13 protein-coding genes are annotated in these 18040 nt (G+C 72.3%); 10 read left to right on the top strand and 3 right to left on the bottom strand.

The window, feature by feature from the left end; translation table 11 throughout:
* Nucleotides 1-2 precede the first annotated feature (2 nt).
* Together AB0G04_RS08445 and AB0G04_RS08440 are read right to left on the bottom strand one after the other, a co-directional pair.
* Nucleotides 3-740 (bottom strand): trypsin-like serine protease, encoded by a 738-nt coding sequence (locus AB0G04_RS08445; protein WP_360978672.1) that lies wholly within the window; start codon nt 738-740, stop codon nt 3-5.
* Between the two features lie 119 nt (nt 741-859).
* On the bottom strand, nt 860-1558 hold the full coding sequence (locus AB0G04_RS08440; protein WP_360978669.1) for a Crp/Fnr family transcriptional regulator: 699 nt from the start codon (nt 1556-1558) through the stop codon (nt 860-862).
* 326 nt (nt 1559-1884) lie between these two features.
* Here AB0G04_RS08440 and AB0G04_RS08435 point away from each other — a divergent pair, with 326 nt between their 5' ends.
* From AB0G04_RS08435 to AB0G04_RS08390, 10 genes are read left to right on the top strand one after another with little or no spacing between them, the layout of a single operon-like run.
* On the top strand, nt 1885-2613 hold the full coding sequence (locus AB0G04_RS08435; protein ID WP_360978666.1) for a hypothetical protein: 729 nt from the start codon (nt 1885-1887) through the stop codon (nt 2611-2613).
* Nucleotides 2600-4759, top strand: a complete 2160-nt coding sequence (locus AB0G04_RS08430) for a hypothetical protein (protein ID WP_360978663.1) — start codon at nt 2600-2602, stop codon at nt 4757-4759. The genes AB0G04_RS08435 and AB0G04_RS08430 overlap by 14 nt, the downstream gene beginning before the upstream one ends.
* A complete protein-coding gene (locus tag AB0G04_RS08425; protein WP_360978660.1) occupies nt 4756-5688 on the top strand; it encodes a hypothetical protein in 933 nt (310 codons plus the stop codon). Before AB0G04_RS08430 ends, AB0G04_RS08425 begins: the two co-directional genes overlap by 4 nt.
* Nucleotides 5685-6185 carry a hypothetical protein gene (locus AB0G04_RS08420; RefSeq protein ID WP_360978657.1) on the top strand — a complete coding sequence of 167 codons (501 nt, stop codon included), beginning with the start codon at nt 5685-5687 and terminating at the stop codon, nt 6183-6185. The genes AB0G04_RS08425 and AB0G04_RS08420 overlap by 4 nt, the downstream gene beginning before the upstream one ends.
* 35 nt (nt 6186-6220) lie before the next feature.
* Complete coding sequence (locus AB0G04_RS08415; RefSeq protein WP_360978654.1) at nt 6221-8569, top strand: vWA domain-containing protein; 2349 nt, start codon at nt 6221-6223, stop codon at nt 8567-8569.
* A 23-nt stretch (nt 8570-8592) separates the two neighbouring features.
* On the top strand, nt 8593-11730 hold the full coding sequence (locus AB0G04_RS08410) for a tubulin-like doman-containing protein (RefSeq protein WP_360978651.1): 3138 nt from the start codon (nt 8593-8595) through the stop codon (nt 11728-11730).
* Between the two features lies 1 nt (nt 11731).
* A complete protein-coding gene (locus tag AB0G04_RS08405; protein ID WP_360978648.1) occupies nt 11732-13906 on the top strand; it encodes a hypothetical protein in 2175 nt (724 codons plus the stop codon).
* Nucleotides 13903-14862, top strand: coding sequence for a hypothetical protein (locus AB0G04_RS08400; RefSeq protein WP_360978645.1), 960 nt, complete (start codon nt 13903-13905; stop codon nt 14860-14862). Before AB0G04_RS08405 ends, AB0G04_RS08400 begins: the two co-directional genes overlap by 4 nt.
* Nucleotides 14859-15950: a hypothetical protein gene (locus AB0G04_RS08395; RefSeq protein ID WP_360978642.1), complete on the top strand. Its 1092-nt coding sequence runs from the start codon at nt 14859-14861 to the stop codon at nt 15948-15950. The genes AB0G04_RS08400 and AB0G04_RS08395 overlap by 4 nt, the downstream gene beginning before the upstream one ends.
* Nucleotides 15947-17404 (top strand): hypothetical protein, encoded by a 1458-nt coding sequence (locus AB0G04_RS08390; RefSeq protein ID WP_360978639.1) that lies wholly within the window; start codon nt 15947-15949, stop codon nt 17402-17404. The genes AB0G04_RS08395 and AB0G04_RS08390 overlap by 4 nt, the downstream gene beginning before the upstream one ends.
* On the opposite strand, the gene AB0G04_RS08385 is transcribed toward AB0G04_RS08390, so the two are convergent.
* A complete protein-coding gene (locus AB0G04_RS08385) occupies nt 17392-18003 on the bottom strand; it encodes a hypothetical protein (protein WP_360978636.1) in 612 nt (203 codons plus the stop codon). The two genes, AB0G04_RS08390 and AB0G04_RS08385, sit on opposite strands and share 13 nt — an antisense overlap.
* Nucleotides 18004-18040 lie beyond the last annotated feature (37 nt).

Genomic DNA, 18040 nt, shown 5'->3' with positions numbered 1-18040 from the left:
CGTCAGGCCGGCAGCCCGCCGACCTGGGTGTTGACCCAGGCGCGGATGGACGGCAGGTCGCCGTAGATGGACGGCGCGGTGGCGCAGGTCGAGCTGTTGTTGCCGGCCCGGCTGGTGACGCCGATCAGCACCCAGCGGCCGCTGACCGAGCGGACCTGCGGACCGCCGGAGTCGCCGTAGCAGGCGCCGGCGTTGCCGTTGGTGTTGTTGGTGCAGATCTCGTAGGGACCGTTGATGCCGAGGCAGCGGCTGTCGGCGACGATCGACGTGTCCAGCTCGTTGGCGATCCGGGGGGCCGAGCCGCAGCCGCGGGTCGGGCAGGTCTGGCCCCAGCCGATGATGCGGGTGGCGGTGCCGACCGCGCCGGAGGCGGTGGGGATCGAGGCCGGGGCGTGGGACACCGAGGATGCGAGTTCGAGCAGCTTGACGTCGATGCGCGGGTGGTTGACGGCCCGGCGGACCGCGACGACCGTGCCGCCGCTGGACCGGTCGATGCTGCCGACGCGGACCGACGACGGGGTGGGACAGTGTTTCGCGGTGACCGCCCAGTTCGCCTTGATCAGCGAACCGGTGCAGCCCGAGACGTACACCATGAACGAGTAGTTCTGGCTGGCCGGCTCACCGCCGACGACCTGGGTGGACGGGGTGGGGTCGGGCGGTGCGGCCATCGCCGCAGCCGGCGCGATCATGCCGGTGACGGCGACCGCGGCGGCCAGGAGGATCTTGGCGCAGGTGCGCATTCGGACGTCCCTTCTGCCAGGGGGAGGGGAACGGGCGGGTGCCCGCGGCAAATGTATCGGGACAGTTACATCTATCGATACATCCCGAGCGGTGCCTCCCCTCGGCGTGATGAAGGGCCTCAGTCGTCGGTCAGCCCGGCCAGACCGGCCGGGTCGAGAATCACGATTCGCCGGTACGCCGTACTGATCAGGCCGCGTTCCCGTAACTCGTGCAGCGCCTTCTGCACCGTCGCCCGGGCGATCGCGATCATGGCGGCGAGTTCCGGCTGGCTGAGGGCGACGCCGATCTCGATCCGGCCGTCCGGCAGCGGGCGCCCGCACACCTCGGCGATCTCCACCAGCAGCCGGGCCAGCCGGATGTGGGCCGGGAAGGCGGCGAAATCGCTGCGCCGCCGGTTGGCCCAGGTCAGCTTCCGGGCGATCGTCGCCATCACCAGATTCGAGGTGTCCGGATGCCGGCGCAGGAATTCCTCGAAGGCCGGCCGGGTCACGACACCGACCTGGACGACACCGCAGGCGGTCACCGTCGCGTTGCGAGGTGCCCGGGTCAGGGCGCCGATCTCGCCGATCAGCTCGCCCGGCATGCGGATGCCGAGCAGGGTCGCCATGCCCTCGACCGCCGTGGTCACCTTGACGAAGCCGCTCTCCAGCAGCACCACGTGCGACCCGACCGAACCCTCACGGAGGATGGCGCCGCCGGACTGGTAGCGGCGCCGCGCGCACAACCCCAGCAGTTCGTCCCGCGTGGACGGCGAGAGGCCGCCCAGAAATGTACCAGACGCCCAGCCGTTGGTGGGCCTCGAGAAATTCTGCGCCATGACACCCCCCTGCCGCCGACATCCTCCCGCATCCCGGCCCGGTTCTGTTCAGTGCGAATGTCCCGGCCGCGATTATCACGCGCCCAACGCCACGGCCCTCATTCTTCCGGTCCCTTCCACGAGCCGTCACGGTCACCGTACGGATCGGACTAAAGGCCTGGTGGCGGGGCTGATCGGCCGTACCCGGAATGCTTAGTCCGATCAGCGGCGCCCCCTAGCGATCCTCCGCTCCGTTGTGGACCGCAGGGCGATACGGTCCGTGCTGGAAAACTCCCAGAATCGGTGCCGTACCGGAATATCGACTTCCGGACGGACGGGAGTGCGACGTGTCGCAAGATCCATTGTTTCACTCGATCGTCGCCACCGATGTCGAGAAATCCGGCGACCGTGGTGACAACCTGCTGCTGCAGATGCGCACGGACCTGTGGCGGATCCTCACCGGCACGCTGACCCGCCAGGGCATCGACGTCACCACGCTGACCACCCTCGACGACGGCGACGGCTACCGGTTCCTGCTACCGGCGAGTATCCCGCCGCACTCACTGATCGAACCGTTCCTCGGCCGCCTCGGCATCGAGCTGCGCCGGCACCGCGAGGCCGCCAGCGCCGCCAACCGGCTCCGGCTCCGCGTCGCCGTCCACTCCGGACTGCTCTACCGCGAGTCCGGCGGGTCTTACACGGGCACACCGCTCAAGGACTGCGCCCGGCTGCTCGACGCGCCGGCCGGCCGCGAGCTGCTCGCCGGCTACCCGGACGCCGACATGGTGGTGCTGCTCAGCGACGCCTTCCACGGCGACGTCATCGCCGGCGGCACCTCTCTCGACCCGGCGTGGTTCCGGCGGATCCCGATCACTGTCAAGGAGGCCGACCGGCACGGCTGGGCCTACCTCCCCGGCGTGGTCCCACCTCGCGAACCGGAACCCCCGGCCCCGGCCGGACCGCGGCCCGCGCCGGTGCCGTCCCGGTCGTCCGCGGTGAACATCCGGATGGGCGGATCGAACAACGCCAATTCCATCGATACGGTGATCGGCGGCGACCACCATGGCCGACCCTGAGGAGCAGAAGCCGCCCGCCAAACCGGCCAAGCCGTCGCGGAGCACCGCCAACTCGCACTTCGACGACAAGGGCGACGGCGACACCCGGGCGGACGCCGCAGCCGGGGGTGAACGCAGCCGCGCCCTCAACGAGGGTCTGTCCATGTACGGGCTGCGGACCTCCGGGGTGAGCGTGGCCGGCGCGACCGTGAAGGTCGGCACCGCCATCGGCGGCGACGCGTTCTTCGGCCCGAACATCGCCGGGGACGTGTACTTCGGCGTCGAGGACAACCAGGCCCGCCCGATCCTCAAGATGCTCACCACCCGCATGGTCACCGAGATCCGCCGTGTCTACGTGCAGCCGGCCGGATTCAGCGCCCTGGGCGAGCCGATCAGCCGCACCGGGCTGCTCCTGCTGGGAACCCGTCCCCGCTGGGGGAACACCGCCACCGCGACCAGCCTGCTGGTCGGGTTCGAGACCGTCTACGAGGTGCACTTCACCGGCCGGCTGGCCGATCTGCCGGTGGACACGCTGCCGGCCGGCTGCGGCTTCGTCCTGGAGGCGAGCGACCCGCGGATCCTGACCGCGCTGACCACCCAGGACCTCGCCGACCTCGAGACCGGTCTGCGGGCCGCGGGCTCCCGGCTCGTGGTGGTCGCCGACGCCGATCGTGCTGCCGAGCACGGCGGCCGGCCCAGCTGGCGGGCACTCGCCGCACCACCGGACGCCTACGAGGTGACCCTCCGGCACCTCGACGACCGGCTCGGATCGGCGGAGCAGGCGGCCGAACTGCTCGACAAGGCCGGCATCGTGGACCAGCTCAAGGCCATGGCGCCGGGCACGTTCGACGTCCACCGCCTGGTCGAACTCGCCGTCGACCTGGCCGAGGCGGCCCGCGGCCGGGGCCTGGTCGCCGACGCCCTCGAACGGTTCGAGGCCCGCGCCGACCAGGCCGTCGAGCAGTGGTTCGACAGCGACGAACTGGCCGAACCGCACCGCAAGGCGCTGGTCCTCGCACTCGCGGTGCTGAACGGCATGTCGTACGACTCCGTCTCGCGGGCCGCGAAGCTGCTGCAGCGCCGGTGGCAGGCCGAGGACCCGGCCCCGGCACCGGGCACCCACCGGCGCCCCGAACCGCGCCGGCAGCGTCTCAAGGCGGCACGCGCCCGCCTGAACGAGGAGGTCCGCGGTACCCGCTACGGCGCCGCCGAGCTGGAGATCGCCTCGTTCTGGGATCCCGGCTATCCGGAGCGGCTGCTGCGCCACTACTGGCTGGAGCACGACTACGACCGTGACCTGATGCTCGACTGGCTGCGGGAGATGGCCGAGGACGTCGAGGTCGCGGTCGGCGTCCGGGCCGCCCTCGCGGTCGGTTTCCTCGCCACGTTCGCCTTCGACACGATCCGCCGTGACGTCATCGTGCCGTGGGCCGGCAGTGGCCGCGCCGACGAGCGGGAACTCGCGGTGGCCGCGCTCGCCATGCCGGCCCGCACGACCGGGACCGCGGCACGGACGTTCCGGCTGGTGGCGGACTGGACGTCGCGGGACGCCGCCGCGCCGCGGACGGCGGCCGTGCGGGCCCTCGGCGGCAGCGTCGGCGCGGTGCTCGACCCCGGGCCCGACGAGCTGCTGGCCAAGCTCGCGATCGGCGCGGACGGCCGCCTGGCGACGGCGATCGGGGACAGCGTCGGCGAGCTGCTGGCCGCGGCCGAGCCGGATCGCCGGTACACCCTGCTCGCGATGCTCAACGACTGGGCCGGCGAACCGCGCAGCGGCCGGCAGACCGCCGGGGTGCTCGCCTTCCTCCAGGCCTCCTTCTCGCACTGGGTACGCGACGAGGACGGCCCGGCCTGGCCGCTCGTGCTGCGGCTGGCCCACAGCGATCCGGCCGTCGCGGCGGTCGTCGCGAAGTTGTGGGGCCGGTCGCTCGTCGCCCGCGGCGCCGACAACGGCGTCCGGATGGTGATGCGGGACTGGGCGCTCGCGGCCGAGCGGGACCCGGCGATCCGGGCCGCCTTCGTCGAACTGTTCGCCGCCGTGCCCGAGACCAGACGGCAGGCCGACCTCCTGATGATCCACGCCGAGAAGCTGCGCACCGGCAAGCCGGCCTCCCCGGACACGGCCCGGAAGCTCCTGGACTCTCTTTCGAAGGTGGCACAGCCATGATCCGTCCGATCCTTCAGACGCTGGAGCTCAAGCGGCTGCCGTTCGCCCGCCGGCCCATCGCCCAGCCGGGCACCATCCTGGTCTTCCAGATGCCGGACAACCAGCTGATCGCTCCGCAGCCGCCGTACACCACCGGGGAGACCTGGTGGAAAGGACCCAAGCTGGCGTACGTGGTGGACAACCGCCCGCACGGCGGCGACTTCACGTGCCAGCTCCCGGCCGCCGGGGACGCGCTGTTCTTCGAGGCGACCGTGCGGTTCACCTGGCGGGTCAGCGACCCGGTCGAGGTGGTCCGGGAGCTGATCGAGGACCCGGAGGCGGAGTGCCGGACCTATCTCCTGACGAACCTGCCGACCATCACCCGCCGCCACCAGTACAACGAGCCGGCCGCCGCCGAGTCGGACGTGCAGAGGACCGTCGGCCAGCGCCCGCTGTCGCTGTCCGGCCGTGGCATCCGTATCGAGGCGCTGCACGTGGGGCTGAAGATCCCCGAGGCGCGGATCAGTACGTTCCAGGATCTGCAGTCGGCGCAGCACGAACAGCAGCTGGCGATGCTCAAGACGATGCACGAGCAGCAGATCCAGGCCCTCAAGCAGGACCGGATGAACGCCATCGTCACCGGCGGGCCGCAGGCGCTGTACGCGTTCGTGCTCGAGCAGGACCCGGCCCGCGGCCTGGAGATCGTCACCCAGATGCAGGGCTTGGCCGATCTGGAGAAGCAGCGCGCCATCGAGGCCATCAAGGTGCTCATCGACGGTGACGAGATCCGGGCCGGCGAGCTCGACGGCGCGGTCGCGGCCGCGGTCGAGGGCTTCCGCAACATCCTCGGCCAGTATGCCGGGCCGTCCGGGGCCCCGGCCAAGGCGATCACCGACACCCCGGCGGCCGGAACCCCGGCGGCCGGCTCCGACGGGACCGGGCCGTCATGATTCTGGACCTCGTCGCCGACCTGGTGCGCCGCGTCCTCGCGATGTTCCCGGCAGACACCGCCCAGGTGCTGTTCATGCCGGTCTTCGTCGCCACCGTGATGGTCGGTTTCGTGCTGGTGGTGCACAAGCTCGCCGCCCCGCTGACCCGGCTCGCCGCCACTCTGATCAGCTGGGTGATCACCGGTGCGAGCGCGTTCCTGCTGCTGGTCGACATGATCGTGGCCGACGTCTGCCGGCGGCGCGGCACGAAACCGCCGTCGGTCGTCTACAACCTCGGCGACGTCGTCGCCTCCTGGGCGGTCGGGCTGACCAACGGCACCCGGCAGATGCTCACGTCGGCCGCCGGTGTCCTGGCCCGCGCCAACGTGCTGCTGCTGATCGTGCTCTGCGGCGGCTGGATCTGGCTCTGGAACGACCAGTACTGCCCGGACGGCGCCGCGGGCTGCGCCCGCCCGCTCTCCGTCTGGTACCAGCAGGTCACCAGCGAGCAGGGCTGAGTCATCCGTTCTTCCCTTCCGCATGGAGGTGCCCGATGCGCCGTCCGATGACCCTGATGGCTCTGGCCGCTGTGAGCGTCCCCCTGGTCCTCCTGCCGGGACCCGCTCCCGGGCTGGCACGCGAGGACCCGCCTTCCCTGCCGCCCATGCAGGTCGTCGTGCTCGTCGACGAGTCGGGCAGCCTCAGCGACGACGACGTGGTCCGGGAGCGTGAGGCCGCCCGCACCATCGCCTTCAGCGTGCTGGCCCCGCAGTCGGAGATCTCCGTCGTCGGGTTCGGCAGCTCGAACGCCCCCGGCCAGAGCGCCGTGAACGTGGTCTGCAAACCGGCCGTCCTGGCCACCGAACAGGATCGCGACGCGCTCGCCGAGTGCATCTCCGGCCTGCACCGGCGCAAGCCCGAGGAGGGCGCCGACACCGACCACGCCGCCGCCCTCAAGCAGGCGCTGTCGATCGTGCGGGCCGGCGACGCCGGGCACAAGAAGGTGGTCTTCCTGCTCACCGACGGCGTCCTCGACGTGCGCGCCAGTACCAACTACGGCGACAACCCGGACCGCCGCAACGCCGCCGCCAAGGCGGAGGCCCAGCGCACCCTGGACCAGCTGGCCGCCGCGAAGGCCCAGGTGTGGCCGCTCGGCTTCGGCGCGGCCGACCAGGCGGCGCTCAAGGGGTTCGCCCGCGGCAAGAGCTGTGCGGCGGGCGCCGGTGACCCCCGCGATCGGGTCGTCTCGGACTCGTCGGAACTCACCGAGGCGGTCGCCGAGGCGTTCAGCTCGGCCGGCTGCGTGAAATACCGGCCGATCGCACCGCAGGACCTCGACCGGGGCAGCCCTCTCGATCTGCGGGGCACCATCCCGGCCGTCGCCAGCGAGGCATCGATCATCGTCTACAAGCGTGACAAGCGGGTCCAGGTCGAATACCTGGCACCCGGCGCCCGCAGGCCCGCGCCGGAGGAGGGCGGCTCGAACATCCAGATCGCCGGCCAGGCGACCGAGGTGGAGACCATCCGGATCTCCGACCCGGTGCCGGGGGAGTGGACCATCCGGCTCTCCTCGGCTGCGGTGTCCGTCAAGGACGTCGAGGCCACCGTGGTCTACCAGGCGGCCGTGCGGACCTATCTGACCGTCAACCCTCCCCAGCCGGTCGCCGGGCAGGAGGTCGACGTCGAGATGCAGGTCTGGGCCCGCAACCGGGCCATCACCGACGCCGCGGAACTCAGCACCCTCACCTTCGCCGCCACCATGTCCGGCTCCGGCGGCCGGCAGAAGATCCCGCTCACCGACCCCGACGCCGACGGCACCTTCAGCGGCAAGGTGACCGTGCCCGAGAGGGCGACCGGCGATCTCACCTTCACCGGGCAGGTCACCGGCATCGGCATCGGCGGGGACACCCGGGTGCTGAACACGCTCCTGCAGAGCGCCGGCAAGGTGGTGCAGGGTTCGATCCGGTTCGACGTCAACCGGGCCACCGCCCATCCGGGCGGGGAGATCACCGGGCAGATCACGGTACGCAACGACTCGGGTGAACCGGCCCGGCTGCGGATCGTCGTGGCCGACCCGACACCCGGCGCCGACTTCAGCATCGATCCGGCGGTCGTGGACGCCGCCCCGGGAACCACCAGGACACCGTTCGCCCTGAAGCTCGGCGGCCGGGCCGCCGAGGGCACCGCCTCGGCGACCGTCCGTCTGGTCGACGACGCCACATCGGCGGTCGCGGCCGAGCGGCTCGTCGCCGTCCAGGTGGTGCCGGAACCGACGTTCGTCACCCGATACCGGTGGTGGATCCTCGCCGCCGGCGTGCTGCTGGTGATCGGGCTCGCCTACCTGGCGGTCCGGCTGCGGGCCCGTTACGAGGCGAAGAAGGTCCGCGGGCTGATCGTGCGGCTCCACGCGACCGGCATGACGGGCGAGGAGATCGTCGGCGGCGACAGCATGGTGCTGCGGTTCACCGTCGGCACCGACTTCAGTGGGCCGAACCTGCAACCGGCGGGCGCCCGCGACCCCGAGGCGTGGGAGGTCCGGCGCTCCGGCACCGGGACCGTCGTCAACGGACCCGGGTCACCCCGCGCACCCTTGGCCTTCGGCGCCCGCCGACGCGTCGGCGAGGGCCTGGCCATCGTGATCACCGACGGCGGCACCGCCGAGACGGCCGACGACCATGCCGATACGGACCGTTACGACCCGTTCCAGGGCGCGCCCAGCTCGATGCCGGTACCCGGTCAGCGTGCCGAGGACGAGACCACCCGGTACGCGGCCGCGTCCGACCCCTTCGGCGGCGGACCCGAACCCGACCCGTTCCGGGCGGCCGATCCGGACCCGTTCGGCGCACCGGCGGATCCGTTCGCCGACTTCCACACCACCGACCCCGGCAACCCCTTCCGCTGAACCGCCGACGTGAGGACCCGCCCATGAAGAAGATCCACCAGCCGATGCTCTTCGTCGGCCTCGGCGGTACCGGCTGCAAGGTCGGCGCCGAATTGGAGAAGCGGCTCCGGGAGGGACTGTGCGGCCCGGACGGGACCGCCCTGCAGAACCGGATGCGCGACCGTAACCTGCTGCCGTACCAGCTGCCGGCCTGCACCCAGTTCGTCTACGCCGACCTGAGCGCGTCGGAACTGCAGCGGGTACGCCGCGAGGTGGTGCCCGGCCGCGAGCACGAGCAGGCCGCCCAGAAGACCATGCGGCTGATCACCGACCTGGTCCCGGCCGGTCTCGGCAACTCCGCCGAGGTCGCCCAGAGCCTGCGGATCAATTTGGACGCCGACACCATCGGCTGGCTGCCGTCGCGGGACACCGATCCGCGCGTCGGCCCATTGGTCCGCGGTGCCGGCCAGCTGCCCACCGTCGGACGGGCCGTGGTGTTCGAGACGCTGCGCCGCAACCGGGACACCGCACTCGCCGGCCTGCGCGAGGCGCTCGGCGACATCAACAAGTCCGCCGGCGACCTGATGGCCATCAGCGGCAGCACGCAGCGCCTCGACACGATCCTGGTGTTCGTCGTCTTCTCGGTGGCGGGCGGCACCGGCAGTGGCCTGTTCTACGACTACCTGCACCTGATCGGCGACATGATGATCCGCGGCGGCAAACGCGCCGAGATCTACCCGCTGGTGCTCATGCCGTCGGCCTTCGACGAGGTGCAGGGCGGCGGGCGGCCCGCCGAACTCAACGCCGGTTCCGCGCTCATCGAACTGTTCCGGCTCGTCGACGACCAGAACGCGCAGGGCTCCAACCCGACCTTCGAGGCGCGCAGCGCGCACCGTACCGTCTCGGTCCGCTATCCCGGTGGCGACGAGGTGCAGCTGCCGCCCAGCATGATTCAGACGGCGTTCCTGTTCGGCCGCCCGGTCGGCGGTGTCAGCCGCGACGACCTGCACCGGTCGATGGTGTCCCTGATGGACTCGCTGATCAGCGCCGAACCGCCGGACACCCAGGACACCCCCGGCATGAACACCAGCTATCCGACGTTCGCCGACGACTTCATCAACGGCACCGTCAAGCGCAACCCGATGTCGGACACCGGGGTCGGGCGGCGCGGCGTCACCACGAGCGCGGTCGCGGCCCTGACCACGCCGCTGCTGGAGATCACCGACATCCTCTCCTCGCACCTGCTGGCCCGTGCCGTCGACGAGCTGCTCAAGCCACCGGGCGCGGCGGAGAGCAACAAGGCGTACATCCGCAACTTCATCGCCGCGGCCGGGCTCGACACGATCCTCGAGGCGAAGCCGGCCCGGATCCCGCCGCACCAGAATCCGGCGGGCGTCCAGGCGGTGCTGGGAGCCCTGGCCGAACGCGCCAACGCGATGGCCGCCAACATCGAACGCGGCCAGGAGAAGCTGGCCGGGCCGATCGCGAGCGCCGCGCAGAAGATCCAGCCGGTCGTCGCCACCCGGGGGCTGCTGCGCGATCTCGACCTGTTCCGGGCCCGGCGGGTGCTGTTCGGGCACCCCGACCTGGTCGACCCGCTGGACCGGGGTGGCTTCCGGTCGCTGCTGGAGACCTGGACCTCACCGCCGCCCGCTCCGGGCGGGCTCAGCGCCGCCTCACCGCCGCTGCCGGAGAACCTGACACGCAGGCTCATGCAGCGGCTGCGGATCACCGACCCGGCCGTCCAGCAGGTGGTCCGCCGGCAGGACGCCTGGTACGCCTGGCAGACCCGCCGCCTTTACAACACGCTCTGGAACGACAGCCGCCGCCTGTGGGAACGGCCGTGGCAGGGGTTCGTCGACGAGTTCAACGCCGTCCACGAGCAGTTCCTGGCACACGCCGCCGAGGACCGGCAGACCTTCGACGCCCGCTGCAAGGACCTCTACAAACCCCGTGTCGGTGTGGCCTACCTGCTCCCGGCCGAGGATCGTGGCCTGGACGGCTTCTACCGGATCGTCCTGAACCGGATGCGCCAGGAGTACTCCCAGCAGCTGCCGCCCAACGCCCACGAGGGGCACCTGCTCAACGCGCTGCTCGGCACGGAGGGCTGGCTCGCCGCGTACGACGAGGGCCGCAGCGACCCGCTCAAGGCCGTCGGCTACGTCCGGCAGCGCATCAAGCACGTCGTCACCGAGCAGCTGCGCCCCGGCAACGCCGAGCGCCCCGCACTGATCCCGCGGATGGAGGACCTGCTGTCCAGCGCCGCGCTGGGCCGCGCCCGCAACGTCACCGACGAGGATCTGGGCCGGTTCCGGCAGAAACTCGCCGAGCTGGTGCCGGGCGGGTTCGCCCCGGACGGCCGGGCACCGTTCAAGACGCTGTTCACCTATCCCGCCGCGCAGCAGAACCAGGACATCGAACGGTTCCTGCGCCAGGAGGTGGCACTGCCCGCCGACATGCAGACCGAACCCGAGTTCCGTGCGGTGCCCGGCGAGTCCATGATGGTCGTCCTGCTGCGCAGCGCGATGGGCGTCACCGAGGTGCCCGAGGTACGCCGGGTCGTCAAGCAGTGGACCGAGGCCCAGCGCCGTCCCCGCCCGCAGGACTACCTGGCGTGGCGCCGCCGCCTCAAGCCCGACGACGGCTACTACCTGATGGGGCGCGAGGACCGCCGCTACGTGCTGCACCACCTGCTCTGCGCCGCCTGGGACGGCCGGATCGCGGTGGCCCGCGGCGACATGGGCAGCCCGGACCGGATCGTGATCCGCGCCGGCGCCGAGGAGGCGGCGACCATGACCCTCGACCTGTTCCCGCTCGGGGCCTTCTCCTCCTGGGCGTCGGTCCTGCAGGCCTACGAGCCGTGGATCCTCAACGACGACGACCGGGGCCGCCATGACCTGGCCGCCAAGCTGATGACCTACAGCCCGGAGGACGCCGACCGGACCCTGCGGCTGCCGGACCCGTCGTTCACCGCACTCGTCGACCTGGTCGAACCCGAGACCAAGAAGCTTCGCGAGGCCGAGCAGAACCGGGCTCTGAGCCGCGACCCGCAGCTCGCGGTGGTTCGCGAGTTCTGGCTGGAGACCATGCCGGAAGCACTGTCGGTGCCGGTCGGCCACTCCAGCCGCAGCCTGCTGGAACTGCGGGAGAAGGCCGAAGCCGCCTACGGGCTGGGGCAGTGACGTGACGGTGACCCTGCTCGACCTGCGGGATCCCGCGGCACGGCCACCGGCCCGCCCGGACGGCCGGATCGTCGTCCTGGACACGGCCGCCGCCCTGCCCCGGCACGTCCGCGACTACCAGGACCTGATCGGCCGGCCCACGGTCACCGGGCTGATCTGTGTGGCGTTCGGTGACGCCGGCCCCGACGAGCAGGCCTCCGGTGTGGTCCTGACCGTGCCGGCGCCGCTGCGCCCGGACGGCGAACAGCGCAGCGCGGTCGTCTGGATCGGTGACCCGTGCGGCCTGGACTGGGCGCCGCACACCACGCCGAGCTTCGCCGAACCGGACGCTGCGGCACTCGACGACCTGATCGCCGGCCTGCGGATCGACGAGGTGTTCGACGCCGTGCTGACCACCGTCGCCGGCATGCCCGGCGCGGTCGCCAGCCCGGCGGCCCGGCTCGCCTTCGGCCCCGCGCTGACGGCGTCGATCGGGGAGGCCGCCGCCGCGGCGGCACGATCCCTGGCCGAACCCGGCGACCGGGCGTCGCGCAGCCTGGCCGACGCCGTCCGGGACCTCGACGCCGAGCACGATCCGGGCACCGCCGTGCTGGCACCGCCGATCGCGGCCCGCGCCCGCGACGCCGAACGCAGATCGGCCACCGCCGCCGGCAAGGTCCGCGACGTCGCCAAGGGCTGGATGCTGTTCACCCCGGACCGCCCGACCGCCACCGTCGGCGTCGCCATGCAGGCGCTCGCGCGGTCCGTGCGGAGCTACCGGGCCGACGCCGCCCGGCTGCTCGACGACATGGACTGCCACCTGGAGGAACAGCGGCCGCCGATGCGGGACGTGGTCGCCCTCGGCGTTGCCGAACCGCTCCCGGCGCGTGGCACGCGGATCGTCACCGGTCTGCGTGAACTGGTCGGCGAGCGGCTCACCGACGGCGTCAGCCTGCCCGACCTCGTCCATGAGCTGCGGACGGCGTCGGCGTTCAGCGCACCGCAGGGCGTCGGCGCGCTCCACGAGCGGGTACGCCGCCTCACCGTTCCCGACGGTGACCTGCCGCCGTTCCCGCGCCGCCCGCTGAGCCTGTGGACGCTTCCGCTGATCGTGCTCAGCTGCCTCGGATGCGTACTCACCGCACCGGGGACCGACGGGCCGGTGATGGGCGGACTCCTCGCCCTGACCTGGTTCGCGGTCGGCTGGCTGCTGCTGGCCCGCCGGCCCGGCCCGGACGGGGAGCTCGGCTTCGGCCGGTCGGTGCCGGTCGCCCTGGCCACCTACGGCGCTGCCGGAGGGCTCGGCGTCGCGGGTGGCCTGGTGCTCGGACAACTCCTGACGACGGTGCCGCTTGTTCCGTACCCGATGGTGTTGTTCGTCGTCCTTGAGCTTCTCGCCGTCGCCGTCGGGCTGCGTGCCTGGCAGGCCGCGGCCTCCGGATGGGGCCGGAAGCTGCCGCTCGGCACGCTGAGCGGCGCGGTCACCACCATCGACCACGCCGTGGACCGGGCGTGCACCGCCGAGTGGCAGCCAATGCACCGCCGCCGGGCTGTCGCCGCCGTCGCCGACGCGGCCGCCGCCGGTGCCGAGGTGATCCGTCAGATCCTCGACGAGACCGGCGACAAGCTGCTGCCGGCCGTCGAGGGCCCGGACCGGCCGGAGACCGCCCTCCCGGAGCTGTTCCAGGTGATTCGCGGCGACCTCACCCGGCTGTGCCGGACCGCGCTGGAACCGGTGTGGTCGGCCGCCGGGATGCCGCACGGCTCGGCCGACGCCGAGGTGGCCCGCGAGTTCCGCGGGCAGCTCGACCGCTACCGCGCGCACGTCGCCGGCAACGGGCTGCTGAGCCCGATCGACCCGGACGCCGACCAGACGTCCCGGGAGGCGCTGATGACCAGGGCGTGGACCGGTTCGCCGGATGCCCGCGCCGCCCTGTGCGCCCGGCCCGGCGACCGCATGACGCAACTCTGCGCCACCGGCCACCTTGGGTTCCTGAGCAGCACCGCCGAACCGGCGCTGATCCGGTTCGCGCCCCGGCAACTCGCCGTCCTCCTCCGGCGCGACCCCGGTGACCAGCGGATATCCGATGATCCGTCGATTCTCTGGACCCGCGGCAGCGAGTTCGTCGGAACGCTGCGGCTGCTGCCGCTGAGGCCCGAATCCATCCGGTACGAGTGGGGCGGTGACGCAACGTGACGGATGAGGTGGTGTGCCGGGACATCAACGGCACCCTGCAACGGGTGCGGCTGGACGACCGCGCGGCCTGCTCCACCCCCGGGTCGATGCTGCACCAGCGGCTCGTCACCGGCCCCGGCGACGTCCCGTACCTGCGCAAGTCCGTGCCCGCCGAGGCCGGCCGCCGCAACCCGGCCCTGTACGACCTGCTGGACAACGAGATCCGCGCGGTCGCCCAGCTGACCCGCGTGTTCGGCGGCCGGTCCGGCGAGGTGCCGTCACTCATCGGGTACAACGTGGACGTCGACGAACCGTTCGTGCTGCTGCGCCCGTACGTGGGACGGCCCGCCCCGGACACCGTCCGCGGCCTCGACCAGGACGGCAGACGGAAGTTCCAGATCGGCCTGCTGCGTGCCCTGCATCTGACCGGCGAGGCCGGTGTGGTGCACGGCGCCCTGAGACTGGAGGCGCTGCGCTGGAACGGCACGATCGCGCAGCTCGTCGACTTCGAATGGGCCCAGCGGTCCGGCGACCGCCGCCGCGCCGGTTCCGGCCCCCGCCAGTCACCGGAACGGCTCGCCGGCCACGGCACCGCCGACCCGCGCGACGACGTGTGGTCGGCCGGTGTGCTCATCCGCGAACTGGTCCTGGGCGGGCAGGCACTGACCGCCCCCGCCGACCAGAGCAACGACCCGGTACGCCTGCGCGAACGGCTGCACGGCGTCTTCCAGCCGGTCGCCGAACGGCCCGCCGCCGCCGAACTGCTGCGCCGCATGCACGCGCCGGCGCCCCCGGTGCCCCGGCCCGTCGTGACGGCCGGTCTCGACGACGGCTACCGGATGTTCGACGACGCGTGCCGCCGCAAAGGAGGCGCGGCACACGACGCCGCCGACGGCACGCCCGCCCCGGCGAACGGCCGCCGCGGGCTGCGCCGGCTGCTCTCCGGAGGACTCACCGCACGGACGGAGACCCGATGACCGCCCCGTTCCAGCAGCCCGGCCGCCTGGTGCGCTGCCCGGTCTGCGCCGACGAGATCGTCTGGCCGGACGACGGCAAGGTGCTCGTCTTCGACGAGGGAAAACGCCGGTACGAGACGCTTGACGCCGCCCGGCTGTCCGAGGCCAAACGGGCCGGCGCGCGGCGCGGCGGCTACATCCGGTGCCCGAACCCGGCCGGCGACATGGCGGTGCACTACCTGCCGGCCACCTACGCCGACTACCGCGACCCGCTGATCGTCGGGCTCGTCGGCGCGCCGATGGCCGGCAAGACACACCTGCTCACCGCGATGATCAGGGAGGCGTACCGGGGTGGGCTGGCACCGTACGGGGTGAACACGGCCGCCCTCGACTTCCGCCGCCACGACGACTTCAACGAGCAGTTCGTCAGGCCCTTCGAGCGGGGCACGGCACTGGCCGGCACCGACAGCGGCGTCACCGAGGCCGCCGACATCCTGCTCGTGCGGGGGCCCGGCGGGCACCGTCCGGTCACGTTCTTCGACGTCGCCGGGGAGGATCTGGAGAGCACCGAGGCGATGAACCGGTCCACCCGCTACCTGCTCGGCGCGAACGCGGTCATCTTCGTGCACGCGTGTGAGGACGACGACGCGGGCAGCGCGGGTGCGGTCAACCCGGGCTGGTCCTTCGAACTCGCCGTCGAACGGCTGCTCGGCGTGCCGGAGAACGCGGTCCGCGTCCCGGTCGCGGTCGCCGTCACCAAGTCGGACCGGATGCGGTACGTCCCACCCGTCGAACAGTGGCTGCGGGCTCCCGCCGACGGGCTGGACGCGGCCCGCTTCCGTGACGAGAGCCGCGACGTCTACGCGTTCCTGCACCGTCGCGGCGCGGTCGGTTCGCTGCGCCCGTTCGAGGCGTTCCACCGCTGCACCCTGCACTTCGTCTCCGCCAGCGGCGGCGACGCCAGCCCCGCCGACTCCTCGAAGGAACAGGGTGAGCAGCGGTTCGTGCGCGGTGTCCGCCCCGCGAACGTGCTGGCGCCCCTGGTGGCGATCCTCGCGATGACCGGCGTGATCGCCGGACCGGAAGCCGGAAAGGTGGGTCTGCCGTGACCGGCGCGCACCCTCGGGAACGGATCGACCAGATGTTCTTCGGCTGGTCGCAGTACGACGGCGCGCAGACGGCGCTGGCCGACTCGTTCGGTGACCGCGACGAGCGGCAGCGCTGGGTGCACAACCTCAGGGCGCACGTGCGGCTGCAGCGGATGTCCGGTGCCGAACTGCCCGACGCCGCGTTGTCGTACTTCACCTTCGCCGACGGCACGGCCGCCCTGCTGCGCCGGGTCACCGCCGGAGTGACCGCGGGGCGCAACAACTCGCACGCCCTGATCGGCATGTCCGAGGTACTCACCCCGCGGGTCGCGCTCGGCCTGTACACCTGGAAGGGGTGGCTGGCCGACCCGCCGGCCGGACCGCTGAGCCCGATCCCGTCCGGCCTCGCCGGCAAGGCGGCCCTGCAGGCGGACAAGAAACTGTTCCCGGTCGCGTCGGCCCACAGCGCCACCCTCGTGCCGATCCTCGCCGGGGTGCTGGCCGACCCGCGTACCCCGATCACCGTGATCGGCTGCCCGGAGGAACTGAAGGCCGCGATGATCTGGGCCCTCGTCGAGATCTCCGAACGCAGCCCGATCGGCCTGACCGACCGCACCTTCTCCACCTACGAGAAGCAGCACGACGGCGGCGACCGGCCGCCGCACATCCTGTTCCTGCCGGAGCGGCCCTACGACCGGACGGAGGTCAGCCGTACGATCGTCGACCTGCTCCAGCCGGCCACCGCGGGCCGGGACATCGACCACGCCCGGATGCTGTGCCAGCAGCTCGTGACCGAGGACTGGGGATCCGCCACGCACCGGCCGGCGCCGCCCGAACCGGCCCGCGGACCGGTCGTCGACGGCACCCCGGCGAGTCCCGAGGAGTCACTGGTCGTGGCGTTGCGGGAGGCATACACGCTGCACGACTTCGACCAGGTGCTGACCGAGCTGCAACAGCGTCCGGCCGGCCGGCGCCATCTGGTGCGTTCCGCGCTCGACGCGACCGCCCTGGACGCGGCGGCGCTGCGCGTCGAGGTCACCTTCCGGGACGAGCTGCTGAGCCGGCTGCTGTCCGCCGCGTACGGCCCGGATCTGGCCGACCTGGAGGATCCGCGGGCGCAGAAACACGCGGCCGAGGTGGTCACCGAAGGTGATTCCGAGCAGCTGGCCCTGCTGCTGGCGACGGCGAAGGGCGCCAGCCGGACCCGGATCCCGGACGAGGCGTTCCGGCAGTGGACCGGCCGCGCCCGCAACACCCGCACCGTACCGGCGGCCCGGCTGCTCGGCCGGCTGCAGAACGCGCGCCGGGCCCGTTACCTGCCGGTCGCCGTGGCGATAGCCGTCGCGGCCGTGCTGACGGTGGCGTTCCTCAGCGGGCTGATCGTCGGTGGCCTCGGCACCGGTACGGCCGCCACCGGCGAGCCACCCACCCCCGTGGGCGGGCGGATCGCCGGTTTCATCGCTCAGACGGGCTGACCGTGCCGTAGCGCGTCGGTCAGGCGGCTCTCCGCCCGGGTGGCGGCCAGCCGCCCGCCGTGCAGCAGCGCGAGGTCCTCCACCGCACACGCCGGCGGCCGGTACGCGTTCGCCGCGGCCAGCGCCGGGTTCACCCGCGCCCAGGCCAGCAGCGCGTCGCGCAGTTCCGCGGGCACCGGATCGGCATTCTCGCCCTGCCCGGTCGCCACCTCCACGAACCGCTGCCGGTACGGCCAGAACGACCACACCTTCGTCTCGTCGATGAGTTGCTCGACCGGGCCGGGCCGCCCGTATCGCATGGCTATCTCGTGCGACCTGAGGCTGCCGTCGGCTATCAGGTCACCGACCATCCCGTGCCGTGCGTGCTGCCCGGCCACCTCGTAGAAGGTGCTGCGGCAGCCCCGGGGCCGCGTCGCGCCGACGATCGTCTTCCAGGTGAGCGGACGGTCCGGGCGGGCCGCGAGCAGTTCGGCGACCGCCCGGTAGTACATCGTCTTCGTCTGCCAGTGGTTGCGCTGGGTACAGGGGTTCCCGGCGAGCCGGCCATACCAGCCGGCGATGGCGGCACGCGCCAGATCCTCGCTGATCTCCGTCGACATCGTTCCTCTGTCCAATCCAGATCGGCTGAGAGATGTC

This window comes from Actinoplanes sp. NPDC023801, from assembly GCF_040639655.1.
Lineage (GTDB): Bacteria > Actinomycetota > Actinomycetes > Mycobacteriales > Micromonosporaceae > Actinoplanes.
This window is presented reverse-complemented; position numbering and strand designations above follow the sequence as displayed.